A 17660-nucleotide genomic window follows, 5' to 3' on the forward strand; every position below is an offset into this window, starting at 1 on the left:
AGATGAACATGAACATTCAAGAAGAGATGAAACACACGATACGGCAGGAACTGGAGCGAATCGAACGGGACGAGCAGGTGAAAATCATCTATGCTTGCGAATCAGGCAGTCGTGCATGGGGTTTTCCCTCGCAGGACAGCGACTACGATGTGCGTTTCTTATACGTCAGGCCTTTGGAATGGTATCTCTCTATCGAAGAACAGAGGGATGTGATCGAAGTTCCGATCAGCGATCAGCTCGACATCAATGGCTGGGATTTGCGCAAAGCGTTGAAACTGTTCCGCAAGTCAAACCCGCCGCTGCTGGAATGGCTGCAATCCCCGATCCAATACGATGAACGGTATAGCGTAGCCGAACGTATTCGTGGGTTGTCGCCGCTTACCTTTTCGCCAAAGTCATGCATGTACCATTACCTGAACATGGCCAAAGGGAATTTTCGCGATTACTTGCAGGGCGAACGCGTCAAGATCAAAAAGTATTTTTACGTGCTGCGGCCATTGCTGGCCTGCGGTTGGATCGAACGCCACAATACGATGCCGCCGATGGAATTTGGGCAGCTCGTAGATGAGTTAATTCCGGCAGACACGCTTTTATACTCCGAAATTACAGAGTTGTTGCGGCGAAAGAAATCCGGCGACGAGCTTGATCTGGAACCCCAGCTGCCGGCCATTCACGCTTTTCTGAAGGAACGGATCGTGTGGTATGAACAGCGTGCAGCCGCCATGGCCCATGAAACGGTCGTCGATGTTGCCAAGCTGGATCGTATTTTCCGTGCCGCGCTGGATGAGGTATGGGCAGCATCGGAGTAAATTCGAGCGGTACATCAATGAATTGCAAGGAGGCGAATTTGAATGCATCTCATGATCAGGGCTAGCGGAGACGGCGCGGGTGCCGTTTCGCATTTGCTCGCCAAACATCCGCAGAACGTCTATGATCGGACGGACAAAGGCGTTCGCGTCAGAATGGTGTATACCAGGGACGAAGAGAACGATACAGAAGTGTTGATTCATGCCGAGCCGGACCCGGTGGATTTGGTTAAAGGCACGCCGGAAGGCTACGATATCACGCAATATATCAATGACCGGGAGTTTGTGACGAGCAGCTTGTTTTGCTCCTACATTCGCTCTGCACTCGGAACTGCATTAAACGGCAAACCGAAGGAGCCTTATCTGCAGTGGGTGGAGCATCCGTTTGACCTGGAGCTGACCTTTGGCCCGGTTGCCTCGGATCTGCCGGATAACGTGGTGGAAGGCTTATTTTCTCATGTCGGGTATGAGGTGTCCGTGGAGCGCGGCGAGTTATCCTATGCGTTCGAGTTGAAAAAAAGAAGCACGGTGCGCCGCATTTCCCTGCGCGGGAAAGCGACGGTACAGAATGCCCTGCGCCAGTTGTTCGTACTGATTCCGGTGTTGGACGATTACAAGCACTATTTCATCGGAGAGGACGAAATCGATAAGCTGAGACGATACGGCAGCGGGTGGTTGGACGAACATCCGTTGAAGGAACTGATCGTGCGCCGCACGTTGAGGTTCTCCGATCTGATCCGGCAGTATGAACGAGTTGCCGGGCCAATTTCGGCAGTGCGTGCAGTAGAGCAGAAGGAGGAAGGCCCAGACATGGAAAGCCCGGACATGGAATCGCCCCAAGAGCGGCCCGTTCGCTTGAATGAGCTGCGCTACCGGACGATTGTCGATATGGTGGCCGAGCTTCCGGCACGCAAGCGCATCGTGGACATGGGTGCCGGGGAAGGCAAGCTGTCTGCGCGGCTGGCCTATATGGCCGGCGTGGAATCCATTCTGGCCGTAGAACCTTCCGGACAGTCCCGCCTGCGAGCCATGGAACGCTTTGCGAAACTGGAGGAGCGCAGGGATGTCGTCGCTTTGCCGGAGGCCGTGATTGGATCCCTGTTTTATTTTGACGAACAACTGCAAGACCAGGACGTCATGATATTGTGTGAAGTCATCGAGCATGTCGAGGAGTATCGCCTTAGCGGCATCATGGAGATGCTCTTGCATGATTACCGGCCTAAAGCGCTTATCGTAACAACGCCGAATCGAGAGTATAACGCTGTCTACGAAATGGAGCAGGAGAGCATGCGTCATCACGATCACCGATTCGAGTGGAGCCGAGCTGAGCTGGCCGAACGCTGCAAGGCATGGACACGAAATAGCGGCTACACCTACGACATCCGGGGAATCGGGGAAGAAGCAGCCGGTTTCGGGCAACCGACACAGTTGGTGATCTTCACGCAAGGAAAGGAGCGGAACGCATGAAAGAGGATCGGAACACACATGTCCTGAAGAAGGAAAGAGGGACAGGCAAAGATACAAACAAGGATCAAGCTGACGCAAAATCAGTGGATAGGGCACATCACCGCGTGGTTCGCATGCCGCATGCGGGCATCGTCGTGCTGGTCGGGCCATCGGGCAGCGGCAAGACGACGCTGCTGCGGCGGCTCGTTGCCGAAGGTGCCCTTCTGTCTACCGAGGCGGTATCTTCCGACCAGTTCCGCATGCTGATCGGAGACGACGAATACGTGGATTGGCGGAACCGTCCGCGCAGTGAAGCCGACGTCATTTACGCGGAATATCAGCAGGTATCGGCGAAGGCGTTTGAAGCACTGGAGTCGCTTGTCGGCATGCGGTGCCGTTTGAACAAGCTGACGTGGATCGATGCCACGCATCTGTATCCGGAGGACCGTCAACGCTTGGTGGATATTGCCCGCAAGGCGCATGTGCCGGTTATTGCCGTTGTGCTGGACATTCCGGAACAGGAATTGCTGGCGCGTGATGCCGGAAGGGAACATCCGCGCGGACGCCAACGGGTCAAGCAGCAGGTGCAGCAATTCAAACGCACGCAGCGCGGAGTTCGCGAAGACGGATTTGATGCGGTGTATGTCTTGAAGCAGCCGGACGATATTGCGTTTGTCCGGGGAGAGAACCCGTTGATGATCGACATCGGCACAGGAATCGATATCATTGGCGACATCCACGGCTGTTACGACGAAATGATGGAGCTGATCGAAAAGCTCGGTTATGTAAATCGCGACGGGGATGGGCTGTTTCGTCATCCGGAAGGCCGCAAGCTGGTCTCGGTAGGCGATGTTACGAGTCGTGGACCGAAGTCTCTCCCAAGCCTAATGTTTTGGCACCAACATTGTGCCGCAGGACTTGCTTACATGGTGGACAGCAACCATGGCTGGAAGATCGCGCGTTATCTGGATGGGCGCAACGTCACGCTTGGCCATGGCGACGAATTGGTCGAGCAGGAATTGCGCCGGTTTGAAGAAGAGCGCGGCGAAGAAGCGGCTCGCCAATTCAAAGACGCATTGAAGCATTTTTTGCAGGAGGCTCCCTCGCATCTCGTATTCACTCGAAACGGCATCAGGCAAGTGGTTGTTGCCCACGCAGGCATTCGGGATCACTTTATCGGCAAACAGTCGGCGCGCATCCAGGATTACTGCCGGTACGGCGACGTGGAGGGTACGGACGCTGCGGGTCGGCCGATGCGCAAGGATTGGTACGTGGACCACAAATCCGGCGAGTGCATCGTGTGGGGTCATGATCCGAGGCCTTACCCCACCATCGTGAACGATACGGTGAACATCGATCAGGGCGTGGTATTCGGCGGCATGCTGACCGCATGGAGGATGCCTGAGCGGCAAGCCGTTAGCGTTCCCGCGCGGCAGGATTACGCGGGGGACCCGGACAGCCCGCTGCGGCGCTGGGAACGGCGGCGGTTCGCCGCGCCGAATCTGCGCAAGTTCACGGAAGGCTTCGCGGTTCAGACGGGCTCGCGGATGAATGTCTCCATTAACGGGGAGCAGGCGAGAGCCGCGATCGATACGTTCTCGCATTTTACCGTACCGCTCGAAGAATTGGTGTATGTGCCGCCTACGATGAGCCCGCCGCCCGGAACCTGCTCCGTCGATGGGTATCTGGAGCATCCACGCGACGCATTTCAGTATTACCGGGCACAGGGAGTGACCCGCATGGTAGCCGAGAAAAAACATATGGGCAGCCGGGCAGTGCTCCTTCTATTCCGCGATGAAGCGGCAGGGCTGCAATGGGTAGGAAGGCCGATGCTGGGCAATATCGTGACGCGGTCAGGCAGATCCTTCTTCGACCCGGAGACGGAACGCCAGGTGCTGTCCCGATTGCACGCGGATCTTCGGGCGAACGGTTACTTTGAACGGCACTCCACCGAGTTTGTGCTGCTGGACGCCGAAATCGTGCCATGGAACCTGAAAGCGCGTGAGTTAATTTCGTCCCAATATGCCCATGTGGCCGAGGCGGCGATGATGGATCGGGACGTATTGCTGGATCAGTTGGGCAAAGCGCTGGCTGCCGGCCGGCATGTGGAAGACTGGCTCCGGGTAACGGAGAGAAAACGCGAAAATGCGGGGCTGTTCCGTGACGTGTTCCAGAAATACTGTTGGGACGTGAATGATCTAAACGATATTGCAATAGCTCCATTTCATGTGTTAGCGCATAGCACCGGGACGTTCTGGGACAAGTCGCACGAGTGGCATATGGAGCAGGGACGCGAACTGGCCGGAATGTCTTCGCTGATCGGAGAGACGGAGTATCGCGTCATTACGAACGAAGCGGAGGAAGAGGAAGCTGTCCGCTGGTGGGAGGAAATGACGGCAGAGGGGCATGAGGGAATCGTGGTCAAGCCGGACAGGTTCCGTGCGTGGAACGGCGACAACATGATCCAGCCTGCGATCAAAGTAAGAGGGCGTTCCTACCTGCACATCATCTATGGCATGGATTACCTGGCCCCCGAGAATCTGGAACGTCTTCGCAAACGAAGAACGTCCAGAAAGGAGCGTCATGCGCTGATGGAAAGCGCGCTGGGCATGGAAGCGATCGACCGCTTTGTTCGCCGTGAGCCTGTAGAACGCATTCACGAGTGTATATTGGCAGCGCTGGCGCTCGAATCCGAGCGGATCGATCCGCGATTGTAGCGGATGCAGGCAAGTTTATGGGAAAGGGGCCTTGCAAGCTTGCCTTTTTCTTCATGTGATGATTTTCCGGAATGCTGTTTGATAATCACTGTTTTTTTGAGATTGATTCCCGTTGTTCAAAGGTCTTCATCGTCGGATAAACCTGGTTATATTCGTTGATTTGGCGCGAGAGAGGAAGGGAAAACGATGTTCAAAGTGGTGGAAAACGAGTTGGAACTGGTCATGTTTAATGGGATCTGGACTACGGTTTGGGCCGAGAAAGGGTATGAACTGGAATACTCGAAACAATTTCTGGAAAGATATGTCGTCATCACGGAGGAGGGACGCTACGTCGGGACGGCGGAAATCAAGCCCTTTTCCCGAGAAAGTAATATCAATGAAGTATGTGATTTCCAAGATCATCCGCTGGTCGCCAATGGTTCCGGGGCGGTTGCCGAAATTGACAAGCTGGCCGTGTTATCCTCGCACCGCGGGCCTTATGTTGCCGAACTGTTGTCGGCCGCCGTACAGTTTGCGGAATTTCACCGGTTGAATTGCTTTGTTGCGCTATTGGAACCGATGCTGATCCGAGCGCTGCGAATTTCGTACCATGTTCCCGTAGAGAGGCTTGCGGACCGGATTTTGTACAAAGGGGGAGATGTCATTCCCGCGATTGTTCATGCCGAGGAGGTGTACACCCATCGCAGCCGTTATTCGTGGTTGATTTCTTAAGGCGGACGGCAGGATGAATGGATTCATGTTGAGCGATTGTTTATAAGGAAACCGTTTCAGGGAACGGATCGCCATCCAATCATAGGGACGTTGGTCCGGTTGTGGAAAGGCGAGACCGGGATATTCCGGATACCCAAACGAACCAAAGCCCTATATGATTACCCCCTGATCTGGGAGATAATGATAATAAGCATGTTTTTATTGAAATCTCAGTTAGTAACGATAGGGGGTAACCTGCATGGCATCCATGATTCTGCTGGTCAAACAGGCGGAGGACGATGAGAAGGTTATTTATCGATTCGGGCCGGATGAGCGCAAGATGGGACTTATCGAAATGAATAAGATCAAAGAAAGCGTCAAGGAATTGGAGCCGGTCCGGGTCGAGGGCGTCAATTCAAGCTTTTATTTCAATCGGGCAGCGCAGCGGCTGGTTCGGTATTTGTTCAGGGAAGGCGGGAATTTTCCCGATCGAACGACGTTTGAGTCCTGATTCTTTGCGACAGGGCGATCGCTTCCTTGCAGCTGCCATGTTTTTTGTACACGATCATGAGAAGTTCACATGGATCCTTCGAGGGTTACATGTGAACTTTTTTGCGTTTTTACGCATGTTTGGAATTTGTTTAGAACGGGTTTGTTAAAGTGGGGTTATTGAACTAATAAAATTCAGGACTAAGGTAGTGTTTTCATGATCTGTCATCCTGCTGAATAGTAGGAATGACCTCCATGAACCTCCGATCTGTTGTCGAAGGGAGACAATATTTGTGAACAAGTGGCTTCTGCGTACGACGCTCAGCGTCACCCTGCTCAGTCAGCTTCAGGCGCCTTTTGCTTCCGCGCAAGCGTCGGATCTGCTCTTTTCCGACATCCATCAGGCATCCAATTGGTCATTGGATTCGATTGCCTATTTGAATGAAAAAGGCATTACCCACGGATACGATGACGGAACGTACAAACCGCGCAAACCGATCACCCGCCAGGAAGTGGCCGAACTGCTTGTGCGCGCGCTGCAGCTTCCAGCGAGTGCATCGTCGGTAACATTGCCTTCGGACGTTCATCCGTCCAGTTGGTCTGCCGACAGCATTCAGCGTGTGCTGAACCAGGGATTGATGGGGCGTCCCGATGAGCCTTTTCGTCCTACGGACGTCGTTACCCGGGAAGAGCTGCTGTCGATTTTTGTCCAAGCAACCGGAGCGAGGGGAGAAGGAAAGACTGCGCTGCCTGAAGGTGAAGTAAGCTCTCCCGAGCGTAAACAAAGCATTGAAACGTCTCTGGAGCTTGGTTTGCTGCAAGGGGACGGTCGCAAGCTGGATTTGAACAAACCGACGGAACGGCAAGAAATCGCGGTCTTTTTGACTCGTTTGATGGATGCCCTTCAGGAACCGCAAAACCGTGAATTGGAGCTGACGTTCGTAAACGAAAGCATCGTTCGCATCGGTGCCTTCCAATATCCGGTGACGGATGACATGAAGGCACTCTTTACCGCAGGCAACAAAGAGCTGCTTTCCGGTTCGACATTAAAGGTAAAGCTGACCTCCGGTTTCAAGATTCAGGAGATCGTGGATTTGACCGTGCCTGCCTCCAAAAGCAATTTGACCCTCGATGGCGGCGGTCTCCGCGTTTCCGGCAATATCACGATTTTGGGAGACCACATCAAGCTCCAGCATTTGACCGTTGCAGGCAAAATCGTCGCCGGAGGAGCACCTAAAACGTCATTGGAGCTGCACGACGTGACGTCGAATCAACTGGAGCTTGCCACGGCTTCCCAGCTGAGCTTGACAGGAAATTCTTCAATTCAATCTTTGACGGTGAGCCAGACTGCCGTTGACGGATCTTCGATCGTGTTGAAAGAAACCGGCGAGATTAACGACATTATCGTTCCGGACAAACGGCTTGTGCCGAACCTGGTCAAGGATTATGGCATTAACCAGGGCAAAATTCAGCTCATTAATGGACAACCCCGGGAAACGCAAACCGCTGCTTCCGGCGGATCGGGCACCAGTAGCAGTTCTGGAAGCAGCAGTTCCGGGAGCGATAGCAATTCCTCGGCCCCGGTAATCCCAACGATTAACAAAATACAAGAGGTCGACAAAGCGTACGTGCTTCCTGCTCAAGTGTCCGTGCGTTTGGACGGCAACACGACGGTAAACCGGACAGTGGCCTGGACCGCGCCTGAAGGCGTGCAAATTAAAGATGGTGCGGTTCACATCAAAGTGCCGGGAGTATACGTATTTTCGGGCAAGGTGGAAGGGGTAGCGGAGAAGGCTCAGCTGAAGCTGGATGTCAGGCTGCCGTTGAAGCTGACGATCGGGAACGAGAACTCCAACATCGTTGTGACAACGCCAGGCGAAGCCAAGACCATCACTTTCACATCGGAGCCTCTCCTTGAAGTGGCCAACAACGTTGAGCATATAAGCTACCTGTTCCAATGGACGGATGAGAACGGCGAACCTTCCAGTCAAGCGAAGTTTATTCGTGCGGAAGGGTATGAGTACGAGAAGCTGGGGAACGGCTGGCTGCTTACCAAAACAGACGATTCTCCGACGACTTCCAAGGAAACGTTGTCCCTTCAAGTGGAATTTGGCGAACCGGGCACCTACAGCGTGAAGATTACTGCCGTTAAGCATGAACATCATGAATACTAAAGGAGTGTTAATTCAATGAAAACGACCAGATTTGTAAAGGTTTTGTTGCTTTCCTCGGCATTATTAATGATGGCTGCCCCTACGTATGCTGCTTCATCCCAAAAGGTATCTAATACGGTTTCGGCCACATTCACGGTCAAACCCGTGACACCTAGCTTTGTGCTGAAATGGGTCGGCGATGATGAATTGTTGGACATACTTTCGCCTCAAACTGTTAATAGCGGGGACAGCAGGAATGTAACCGTTCGCGCGATCACCTCTCAAGTTTATACAAACGTTGAATTGAAGTTCACCATAACTCGTACCGACGGTACAACCATGCAGAATGGTGACGTGGAACTGGCCGAGTACGTTGAAGGTTCCCTTGGAAATGCTGAAACAGGAAGTGTGAATGGAATCGGAGATCTGGTGATTTTCTCTGATTTTTACCCTTCGATTTCTACGCCAAGCCAAGACTTCAAGTATAATCTGAAATTCAACACTGCTGGCGAGTATGTGATCAAAGTTGTAGCCATAAAAGTTCCTTCTTAAAGGTGAGTACCGATTCAAATCATATACCGTGTGAACATCGAATTCACCGTCAAATCATGAAAAAGGAGATCAAATCCAATGAAAACCCCTGCATTCATAAAAGCGTTGTTGTTGTCTTCCGCCCTGTTTACCATGGTTGCCCCCGCCTATGCGGGAGCAGCGCCATACATCACTCTTTCCAACGAGATCACCGCTACGTTCAAGGTAAATGCTCCGGAAGAACCTACATACATGCTGAGCTGGATCAACTCGAGCGGCGCCGAAGTCAATGTACTCCCGACTCAAGAGGTAAACGCAGGAGAAGAGAAAGAACTGACGCTGCGTGCCACCGTGAGCCAAAATTATGACAATATTCGTTACGAGTTCAACATCACCAGAACAGAAGATAATACCTATGTGGAAACGAATGACGATGTGACTGTGTATCAAATGATCAATAATGAGGCAGTAAAATTGAATGGTTTTACACAAAACGGAGTGTTCTACGCCAGCTCCAACAAATTAGCCACAGTGACCAGCCCGTCCATGGATACTACATTCAAAGTGGTGTTTAATAAGGCCGGCAACTATAAAATAGAAGCGGCAGCCTATCAAGAAGAAGCTCGCTAATCGAAGATCCAGCGATCTGGATGCATACTTGCAATACTCAACCCAAAAACCTGTCCGGCTCTTAAATACCGGACAGGTTTTTGGGTTGAACGTTTTTGGTTTAGATCTATGAAAGGAGGATCGTAGTCGAATCCATATGCTCAGAACGTTCTTGCAAACGAGATCAGCGCAGTAATCGTGATGATGTTCAGCAAGGTGGAGATCAGCACGGTCTGAGCCGCGAAATCCGGTTCGTTGTCATATTCCTCCGCCAAAATGGAGGCGTTGACGCCGGTCGGCATGCCGGAAGCGATGATCAGCGCCTGAGCGGCGACGCCTTGCATGCCCAGGAGCAGCACGATGGAGATGCCGATGGCTGGACCGATCAAGAGGCGCAAAAATGTGCTAATATACACATCAAGGCGATACAGCCTGATCGGATATTTGACGATCTGGGCTCCCAGCGTCAGCAGCGCGACGGCGACCATGCTTTGCTGCGCGTACGTGAGCGGCATGGACAGGAAGGTCGGCAGCGGAACATGCCACATCTGGAATAGAAGGCCGAGCAGCAGCGCATAAGGCACGGGCATTTTCAGAAAGCCGATGATGACCGCGCGGTAATTGCCTTTGAGCTTGGCCCCTTGGATCGACAGAACGCCGAACGTAAAGGTGAGCAGCGATTGCAGCGACATGACGAGGGCCTGTATGGAAGAGGCCAGCGGATCGCCGCGGAACACGAGCGCATTGATCGGCAGCCCGTAATTGCCTGCATTGTCCAGCATGATGCTGTTGTTGAAGGCGGCTTTCATGCCTTTATTCAGTTTGAGCGCCCGGGAGACTGCTGACCCAAGAACATATAGAACGATGACGTAAATGGCGTAAAACAGCGTAACCGTCCCGAGCAGCTCGCCCGACATGTCGGAATGGTACATGCTCATGAATACGGCGGCGGGAGTGATGCAGTAAAAGTTGATTTTGGCGAGGGTGTATAAATCGAGCTTAAAAATCTTTTGCATCCAGGACCCGACTCCGATCAGGAGAAAGACGGGCAGGACGACTTCCAGTATGATGTCAAAAATCATCGAGTTCAGCTTCCTTTTTCATGGGGATTCAATCCGGTTTCGAAAAACACTTTACTCATTATATCACTTCATGCATATATCCGAGGACGCAATTTAAAAAATGAAACGGAGGGTAATTTATGGCTATTCCGGACCATCTCGATTATGGCTTGTCCATTCTGTTCATCGGTTTTAATCCAAGCCTGACGTCTGGCGAAACGGGCCATCATTACGCTTATAAAGGAAATCGTTTTTGGCGCATTCTCGAACGTTCGGGCTTGACTCCACGTCTGTATGCACCGGAAGAGGACGGAGATTTGCTCAAGCTGGGGTATGGATTCACAAATATCGTGGCCCGCCCCACGAGAGGCGTAGAGGATATTACGCGCGAGGAGTATGCGGAGGGACGCCTCATTTTGAAACAAAAGCTGGAGGAATACCGGCCGCAAGTGGCCTGCTTCGTCGGCAAAGGTGTATACGCCCAGTACAGCAAACGCGGAAAAACGGATTGGGGATTTCAGGACGACCCGGTCGTCCCGGAAATCCATGAATTTGTTGCTCCTTCCTCCAGCGGGCTGGTACGCATGTCCATGGATGAAATCGTGGCCATTTATGCACAGCTTAGCGAGTTTGTGGCCGGGAAATAGGAAGCGAATAGCAAGCGGCATCAGTCTTTCGAATTCACCCCAAACGCACTTTTGCGGGAAAGGGTGAATTCTTTTTTTTGCCAAAGTGAGAAGTTTCAGGGGGAGAGGACGTCTATAGAGTACAGAACCATGCATGGACGCTGTAGAGAAGGGGGATACAATGACACAGCATATGCCTGAAATCCCGGAGGATGAGCTGGTTCGGCGCATTGTGGCGGGGGAGAAGCAGCTGTTTGCCATAATTGTGGACCGGTACAAAAATAAAGTGTTTGGCCTTTTGCGCGGAATGGGCGCGAGCCATCAAGATGCGCAGGATTTGGCGCAGGATACGTTTATCCGTGTTTACCGGAATTTGGCGACCCGGCGGGAAGGCTCGAGCTTTTCGGCCTGGATCTACACGATTGCGGTGAATCGGATGCGCGATTTCATACGCCAGCAGAAACCCGTTATGGTCGCAGATACCCTGGAACTGGTGGAGGCTGCCGAGGAGGGAACGCCGGAAAAAACGGTGCTGCAGCAGGAGATGAAACGCGAGATCGTGCAGCAGCTCGATCGATTGCCGGAAGCGTATCGCCTCGTATTATTGCTGAAGTACACGAATGAGCTGAGTTATGAGGAAATCGCACGCATTACGGGCATGAACCAGCTCCAGGTGCGCAATGCGCTGTATCGTGGCAAAAAAGCTCTTAGAAAACAAATGGACCGCAAGGGAGGTTTATCGATATATGAAGCCTATTCCAAGTGAAGAGGACCGGCAATGGGAGCGCGTTTTGTTTCATGAACAGCCCGAGTCGGAGTTTACGCTGCGCGTCATGGAGAAGCTGGATGGGATATCCATCGATAAAAAGGAGCAAGGGAATCCGATTGGAGCGCAGATCAAGCTTCCCGGAAAAAGGATGAAACGTGCAGCCGTTTCTGCTGCGGCGCTGCTGCTGCTGGTTGGTGGAGCGTGGTTTGCTTGGGAGTGGGTGCAGCAGCAGCCAGCTGCGAGAAGTACGATCAATGCGGTAAATCCGCCACTCCCGGATATACCGGTACCGGATGAATTCAGGATCAACAATCTGGTCAATGATTATAAGCGCCTGCAACCGCTCGGACTGGTCGTTAATCCGAATATCCGGATTGAGGATCAGGGTTATACGCTGCAAATCGAAGAAGTGCTGGTGGATCGTTCACGGATTGTGCTGACACTTCAAGGGTTTGCACCGGATGGAAGAGGACCCATTTATATTACACCAGACCCTAGCAGGATCCATATCACGGATGAGAAGGGAGAATCCGTGGTCTCCGAAGTAGAGGTAAATATACAAAGCTTGAAGTACAGCCAGTTTGTTTTTCAGCTGCATGATGACGTTCCGGATCGGATTGTGGTGCGAGGGGAACTGAATCACCTTAATGTAGGCAATGTATATGATGCGAAGAGCCGAACGTATACCGATGAAACGGCCTATGTCGATTGGAGCTTTCAATTTGGAATCGATCTGGCCAAAGCCAAAACATATGCCGTGCAGAAGGCAATGAACGAAAGCTATGTGACGCCGGAAGGGCTTCGTTTGCAAATGAAGCAGTTGCTGCAAACGCCAACCGGGACACGTCTTGATCTGGATATAAGCCTGAACGATAAGCTTCTTGCCAAGGTGGGAGAGGGTTGGGAAAACCAAGTGGAGATTCTGTACCATCTGGAGATCCCGGCTACCCAGGAATATCGAATATTCAACGGCAGCCGTAGCGGTGCTCGTAAGGCAAAATACAGCCTTCGCGATACGACCGGACTGAGCGGGAATGGCAGCGTGCTGAAGCTGTCGGAAATGTGGGACCCCGAATTCGTCACATTAGGCGCGGGACCGATTCGCTTCGTACTGGACGGGTACACCTTGCCTGTCAAAGATGAGAAATCAATAGAGATTGATTTGGACCGGATCCGCGAGCAGCCGGTGAAATTTGAACAGTCTGGGGATGAGCTGGTACTGAGCGACTATGGGTATGGTCACGTCCGGGTATCTGGTAACCAGCCGATAAGTGTATTAGATGATAGGGGGGATCTAATTCTTGAAGGTTCAGGCTCGTTCTGGCAGAAAGAAGCACAAGCCGATCACTGGGTCGCAGTAGACGAGCATGGCGAGCAATACACAGTGGAAATCGCCGGAACCTCTACTGCTTCTGAATATGGTGGAAAATTTGTTTCGGCGAATCTGAAGTACATTATTCGGGGATTTTCTCAAAACAAAGGCACCAAACTGACCTTGAAGCGCACCTTGGAGACTCATGATTATCAAGACGTCGATTGGGAGGTGGAGCTTCCTTCATCGGAGCATCTGCCTTGGTTGAATCAATGAGATCGGATCATGACGATGTCTGCCGGGGATTGAATTGTGTAGATTGGTAGATAACGAGGCTCCGAATGCGTTAGGGCAGTGTCTGAGAAGCTTTGCGCGTGAAACGGATCAGGCTTTAAAGAACCTGACGCACGTTATTAAACGAATTTTCAGGGAAAGAAATTTCTTGCGAATCACAGACACGCTATTGGCGTGAAAATAAAAGTTCCTGGCGCTCAAATGGCCACAATAAGGTGTCTGACGTTCGTAAGAAATTCAATTTTCCAAAATGGCCCGAATAAGATGTGTGAGGTTCGTAAGAGTCAAAATGGAGATGTAGAGACAAAGGAGCGAAAGCTTCCGGCACTGTTGTCCGGGAGAATTTCGCTCTTTTTTGTTGTTGAAGGTTCAGCATACGGCAAGTACCCATACCCCCGAGCCGAGCCCGCATGCTAGAAGCTACGCGGAGTCCCTTGGGATCAGGTTGGTGGACAGCATAATCGTTTCTCTCGGCGAACCGGGCCGCTCCATGCGGCGCTGCAGCGATTCGATTGCACGCTGCCCCAGCTCTTCCTTGCACAGGTGAACCGTTGTCAGGGGGGGAATCGCAGAGGCGGCCGCGTGTACGTTGTCGATGCCGAGCACACGGCAATCGCCCGGCACGGAGAAGCCCATGTCCTGCAGCTTGCGCATCCATCGCATCGCAATGTCGTCATTGACGCCAACCCAGGCGTCCGGACGCTCTGCTTCAGGCAGCCGGCGAAACTCGCGGGCCAACTGTTCAAGCCAATCGCCGTGCTCATAAGGAATGCTCCATTCGCGCAGCGCTGCGGTCACGCCATCTTGTGCTTGCGCCTGCTTGACCATCAGCTCCATGCCCATTCTGCGCTGGGCAAAGCTGGTGGCCCGGCCGTCGTCGGTGATCAGCCCGATTCGTCGGCAGCGGACGGACAGCAGGTATTGTGCGGCGGTCATGCCCGCCTCCAGGTTGTCATGGCTGACGGTGTCGCAGTTCAGGAGCGGATCATGGTGATCCACCAGAATGAGGGGGCGTCCCGTTTTCGACAGCCGCTTCATCACGGTATGCGGGAATGCACCCATGACAACGATCCCTGCGCAATGCGCCCAGTCGAGATGCGGAGCGAGGGCTTGCTCCGGCGGTAGGCGGTCATCCTCGGCAGACAGTGAAGGCGAAACGATAGCATGATGCCATCCCCGTTCATCGCAGGCAGATATCATGCCGGACAGCACGCGCTGCCAATAATGCGGCTCGCTGAGATTGGATTGGTTCATGCAGATCAGGGCAAACAGCGGGCTCGGTGGCCTGTGAGGGTCTGCTCCTGCATTGGCTATCGGCGTGGACGTAATGCCTGGCGTGTGTTGGCGATATCCGAGCGTTCGGGCTAATTCGAGCACGCGTGCGCGCGTTTCTTCGCTGACTCCCGATTTGCCGCCGAGGGCACGGGATACCGCATATTTGGACAGTCCGAGCTGGTCGGCCAGCGTTTGGATGGAAATTTTTCGTGACATGGCAAGGCTCCTTCATCGAAGAAAGTGATGTGAACGGCATGAACAATTGACGGACGTGTACATACATAGTACATTACAAATATAATAACGTTATTATAATTTAGCAAAACAAAAATAACAACACGCATTCGCTCCACCTAAAAATCCAACCTAATTCATCCCAAGGGAGACGATATCGATGGAACAGTTCAGATTACCGCAGATTGCCATGCCGCGGCTGGAGCTGCCGCAGGCCGTACAAGATGTTTTGACTCAAGCGGAAGAGCGGTTGCGGGACAGGCCGCGATTGCTCCAGCAATTTCGCAACTGTTTTCCGAACACGCTGGAAACGACGACGAAGCTGCTGGACGACGGCACAACGTTTGTCATTACGGGGGACATTCCCGCGATGTGGCTGCGCGACTCGGTGGAGCAGGTGATGCACTACGTCCCGTTTGCCAAAAAGGATGCCCAGCTGCAGCGCATCATTGGCGGCTTGGTCAAACGGCATATGTTTTATGCCGAGATCGATCCGTATGCCAACGCGTTCAACGAAACGGCAAACGGCTGGCACTGGGATGCCAACGATGAAACTGAAATGTCCCCATGGGTATGGGAGCGGAAGTTTGAGCTGGATTCCCTCTGTTTTTCGATGCGGCTCGCATATGCGTATTGGCGGGAAACGGAATTGACGGACATCTTCGACGAACGCTTCAAACGGGTGATGGAAATGACGGTAAAGCTGTGGCAAACCGAGCAGCGGCATGCGGAACGGTCGCCCTATCGTTTCATGCGGCGCAATTGTCCTGCGCATGATACACTGCGCAATGAAGGGCTCGGCATGCCGGTCAATTATACCGGAATGATCTGGTCGGGCTTTCGCGCAAGCGACGATGCGTGCGATTTTCACTACAATATTCCGGCCAACATGTTTGCCGCCGTAACGTTGAAACAGATGGGAGAAATCGCAAGATGGGTATTCCGGGATGAACGGCTTGTGGGGAGGATGGCATCCTTGGAGGAGGAGATCCGGCATGGCATCGCGCTGTACGGCACCTACAACCATCCGGTATATGGCAAAATCTATGCTTATGAGACCGACGGCTACGGCAACTATTGCCTGATGGATGATGCGGGCACGCCCGGATTGATGTCCATTCCGTATTTCGGATACGTGCCGGCGGACGATCCCGTTTATCGGAATACGCGGCGGTTCATCCTCAGCAAGGACAATCCGTTTTATTTCGAAGGGAAAGCAGCCAAAGGCATCGGCAGCCCGCATACCCCCGAGGGTTATATCTGGCACATGGCACTGTCCATGCAGGGGCTTACGGCAGAGACTGACGAAGAAATGCTGGAGATGATCGGAGTGCTTGAAAGCACCGACGCAGGAACCGGGTACATGCATGAAGGTTTTGCTGCGGATGATCCGTCCACGTTTACGAGACCGTGGTTTGCCTGGTCGAACAGCCTGTTTGCCCAGCTTGTGCGCAAGGCAATGGATAAGGGGTTATTATAGCTGCGATAAAACAGGCCCACATCGCGGTGAATCCGCTGAAAGGGCCTGTTCTTTATTGTATTGAAAATCTATGCCTATACGCTGCCGAGCAGGTCAGCAATCCATACCTTTTGCCCGATGCGTGCGCTTTCCAGAGAGCCGAGCACCATGGCCATGCTGTACTGGTTGTCGCTGCAATGCGTTTCCGGCAAACGTCCGGTTTCGAGCGCGTCGAACATATCCTCCAGACAGCCGTGGTGTCCGGTTTTGTCCATGGCAGGAATCACGCCTTCAATTCGTTCGGCAGGCTGGAAAAAGGTCAGTTTCCCGTTCTCGTCCAAACGTTCCGTTACAACAGATTCTGCGTAAATCTCGTCGTGTCCGTTCCAGATGGCCGACCCTTTTTCCCCGATAACCCGCCAGGATGCTTCCCACGATGTGGGCGCGCCTTCGGCACACCATGAACCGCGGTAATTGAACACCGAGCCGTCGGACATTTCAAAAATGCATAAGGCCATGGCATGGCCCTTATACCACGAACCGGGAGGGTTGAATTCATGGCAGTAGACCGACACCGGATCGGCGCCGAGAATGAACCGGGCCTGATCGAAGGTGTGAATGGCCATGTCCAGCAGCAGCGGGCTGTCCATGATTTCACGGAAGCCGCCAAAATGCGGCCCGAGAAAGAAGTCTGCCCCGGCATAACCAACCTTGCCGATCGTGCCGTCCGCGATCAGGCTGCGATACGCCCGTATGCGCGGATCGAAGCGCCGATTTTGCATGACGGCTTGCAGCTGTCCCGTTTCGCCGGAGAGGCGCACGATATCCCGGCACTCGGGGATGGTTTCGGCCAACGGTTTCTCGCCGAACACGTGGCAGCCTTGCCGCAAGGCAGTCATGGCAATGTTATAGTGGCTCGACGGTATCGTCACGTCGAAGACGATATTGGCTCCCGTAGCTGCAATGGCTTCGTTGATATCGGTGAACGTGGGGCAGTCCAGCCCGTGTCGGCCTGCAAGCGCAGCCGCCTGCTGCGGCTGAAGGTCCACCAATCCGACGATGGCCGTATCCGGCCTTTGCATGGCATAGTCGACCCAGGTACCTGACATGGCCCCGCATCCCGCCACGATGACCCGGTAACGTTCGTTCATGCGATCATCTCCTTTATACACGATGGTTTCGAGTCGAC

At 53.1% G+C, this 17660-nt stretch carries 15 protein-coding genes; 12 read left to right on the plus strand and 3 right to left on the minus strand.

From position 1 onward, the window contains the following. Window positions 1-8 precede the first annotated feature (8 nt). The 8 genes from SNR34_RS05615 to SNR34_RS05650 all read left to right on the plus strand — a co-directional run bounded on the left by SNR34_RS05615 (window position 9) and on the right by SNR34_RS05650 (window position 9462). A complete protein-coding gene (locus SNR34_RS05615; RefSeq protein ID WP_486182406.1) occupies window positions 9-809 on the plus strand; it encodes a nucleotidyltransferase domain-containing protein in 801 nt (266 codons plus the stop codon). Between the two features lie 42 nt (window positions 810-851). Next, on the plus strand, window positions 852-2273 hold the full coding sequence (locus SNR34_RS05620) for a 3' terminal RNA ribose 2'-O-methyltransferase Hen1 (RefSeq protein ID WP_486181384.1): 1422 nt from the start codon (window positions 852-854) through the stop codon (window positions 2271-2273). Window positions 2274-2356: 83 nt separating this feature from the next. Beyond that, entirely contained in the window at window positions 2357-4969 is a 2613-nt protein-coding gene (locus SNR34_RS05625; protein ID WP_486182407.1) for a polynucleotide kinase-phosphatase, read from the plus strand. A 186-nt stretch (window positions 4970-5155) separates the two neighbouring features. After that, on the plus strand, window positions 5156-5680 hold the full coding sequence (locus SNR34_RS05630) for a GNAT family N-acetyltransferase (RefSeq protein WP_486181385.1): 525 nt from the start codon (window positions 5156-5158) through the stop codon (window positions 5678-5680). A 238-nt stretch (window positions 5681-5918) separates the two neighbouring features. Further along, window positions 5919-6170 (plus strand): RNA-binding protein, encoded by a 252-nt coding sequence (locus SNR34_RS05635; protein WP_236420157.1) that lies wholly within the window; start codon window positions 5919-5921, stop codon window positions 6168-6170. A gap of 271 nt (window positions 6171-6441) precedes the next feature. Continuing rightward, window positions 6442-8322 carry an S-layer homology domain-containing protein gene (locus tag SNR34_RS05640; RefSeq protein ID WP_486181386.1) on the plus strand — a complete coding sequence of 627 codons (1881 nt, stop codon included), beginning with the start codon at window positions 6442-6444 and terminating at the stop codon, window positions 8320-8322. Window positions 8323-8337: 15 nt separating this feature from the next. Beyond that, a complete protein-coding gene (locus SNR34_RS05645; RefSeq protein ID WP_486181387.1) occupies window positions 8338-8853 on the plus strand; it encodes a hypothetical protein in 516 nt (171 codons plus the stop codon). 78 nt (window positions 8854-8931) lie between these two features. Continuing rightward, window positions 8932-9462, plus strand: a complete 531-nt coding sequence (locus SNR34_RS05650) for a hypothetical protein (protein WP_236420154.1) — start codon at window positions 8932-8934, stop codon at window positions 9460-9462. A 140-nt stretch (window positions 9463-9602) separates the two neighbouring features. Here SNR34_RS05650 and SNR34_RS05655 read toward each other — a convergent pair whose 3' ends face one another. Continuing rightward, a complete protein-coding gene (locus SNR34_RS05655; RefSeq protein ID WP_236420153.1) occupies window positions 9603-10523 on the minus strand; it encodes an AEC family transporter in 921 nt (306 codons plus the stop codon). A 119-nt stretch (window positions 10524-10642) separates the two neighbouring features. On the opposite strand from SNR34_RS05655, the gene SNR34_RS05660 reads away from it, so the two are divergent. The 3 genes from SNR34_RS05660 (at window position 10643) to SNR34_RS05670 (ending at window position 13485) form a co-directional block, all read left to right on the plus strand. Further along, window positions 10643-11149: a mismatch-specific DNA-glycosylase gene (locus SNR34_RS05660; RefSeq protein WP_236420152.1), complete on the plus strand. Its 507-nt coding sequence runs from the start codon at window positions 10643-10645 to the stop codon at window positions 11147-11149. 160 nt (window positions 11150-11309) lie between these two features. Next, the gene (locus SNR34_RS05665; protein WP_486181388.1) at window positions 11310-11894 is read left to right on the plus strand and encodes an RNA polymerase sigma factor; all 585 of its coding nucleotides are present in this window, start codon (window positions 11310-11312) and stop codon (window positions 11892-11894) included. Then, on the plus strand, window positions 11875-13485 hold the full coding sequence (locus SNR34_RS05670; protein WP_486181389.1) for a hypothetical protein: 1611 nt from the start codon (window positions 11875-11877) through the stop codon (window positions 13483-13485). The genes SNR34_RS05665 and SNR34_RS05670 overlap by 20 nt, the downstream gene beginning before the upstream one ends. Before the next feature lie 438 nt (window positions 13486-13923). Here the strand turns inward: SNR34_RS05670 and SNR34_RS05675 are convergent, their stop codons facing one another. After that, window positions 13924-14994 (minus strand): LacI family DNA-binding transcriptional regulator, encoded by a 1071-nt coding sequence (locus tag SNR34_RS05675; RefSeq protein WP_486181390.1) that lies wholly within the window; start codon window positions 14992-14994, stop codon window positions 13924-13926. A gap of 178 nt (window positions 14995-15172) precedes the next feature. On the opposite strand from SNR34_RS05675, the gene SNR34_RS05680 reads away from it, so the two are divergent. Continuing rightward, the gene (locus SNR34_RS05680) at window positions 15173-16492 is read left to right on the plus strand and encodes a glycoside hydrolase family 125 protein (RefSeq protein ID WP_486181391.1); all 1320 of its coding nucleotides are present in this window, start codon (window positions 15173-15175) and stop codon (window positions 16490-16492) included. A gap of 74 nt (window positions 16493-16566) precedes the next feature. Here the strand turns inward: SNR34_RS05680 and SNR34_RS05685 are convergent, their stop codons facing one another. Beyond that, window positions 16567-17622, minus strand: a complete 1056-nt coding sequence (locus SNR34_RS05685) for a Gfo/Idh/MocA family protein (RefSeq protein WP_486181392.1) — start codon at window positions 17620-17622, stop codon at window positions 16567-16569. Between the last annotated feature and the right edge of the window lie 38 nt (window positions 17623-17660).

This window comes from Paenibacillus sp. XP01, assembly GCF_057364885.1.

What these genes read in the sequence shown, in the direction of transcription:
- SNR34_RS05670 (WP_486181389.1), top strand. Translation starts at nt 11,875, where the DNA reads ATGAAGCCTATTCCAAGTGAAGAGGACCGGCAATGGGAGCGCGTTTTG.
- SNR34_RS05650 (WP_236420154.1), top strand. Translation starts at nt 8,932, where the DNA reads ATGAAAACCCCTGCATTCATAAAAGCGTTGTTGTTGTCTTCCGCCCTG.
- SNR34_RS05665 (WP_486181388.1), top strand. Translation starts at nt 11,310, where the DNA reads ATGACACAGCATATGCCTGAAATCCCGGAGGATGAGCTGGTTCGGCGC.
- SNR34_RS05660 (WP_236420152.1), top strand. Translation starts at nt 10,643, where the DNA reads ATGGCTATTCCGGACCATCTCGATTATGGCTTGTCCATTCTGTTCATC.
- SNR34_RS05630 (WP_486181385.1), top strand. Translation starts at nt 5,156, where the DNA reads ATGTTCAAAGTGGTGGAAAACGAGTTGGAACTGGTCATGTTTAATGGG.
- SNR34_RS05620 (WP_486181384.1), top strand. Translation starts at nt 852, where the DNA reads ATGCATCTCATGATCAGGGCTAGCGGAGACGGCGCGGGTGCCGTTTCG.
- SNR34_RS05685 (WP_486181392.1), bottom strand. Translation starts at nt 17,622, where the DNA reads ATGAACGAACGTTACCGGGTCATCGTGGCGGGATGCGGGGCCATGTCA.
- SNR34_RS05635 (WP_236420157.1), top strand. Translation starts at nt 5,919, where the DNA reads ATGGCATCCATGATTCTGCTGGTCAAACAGGCGGAGGACGATGAGAAG.
- SNR34_RS05675 (WP_486181390.1), bottom strand. Translation starts at nt 14,994, where the DNA reads ATGTCACGAAAAATTTCCATCCAAACGCTGGCCGACCAGCTCGGACTG.
- SNR34_RS05615 (WP_486182406.1), top strand. Translation starts at nt 9, where the DNA reads ATGAACATTCAAGAAGAGATGAAACACACGATACGGCAGGAACTGGAG.
- SNR34_RS05680 (WP_486181391.1), top strand. Translation starts at nt 15,173, where the DNA reads ATGGAACAGTTCAGATTACCGCAGATTGCCATGCCGCGGCTGGAGCTG.
- SNR34_RS05655 (WP_236420153.1), bottom strand. Translation starts at nt 10,523, where the DNA reads ATGATTTTTGACATCATACTGGAAGTCGTCCTGCCCGTCTTTCTCCTG.
- SNR34_RS05645 (WP_486181387.1), top strand. Translation starts at nt 8,338, where the DNA reads ATGAAAACGACCAGATTTGTAAAGGTTTTGTTGCTTTCCTCGGCATTA.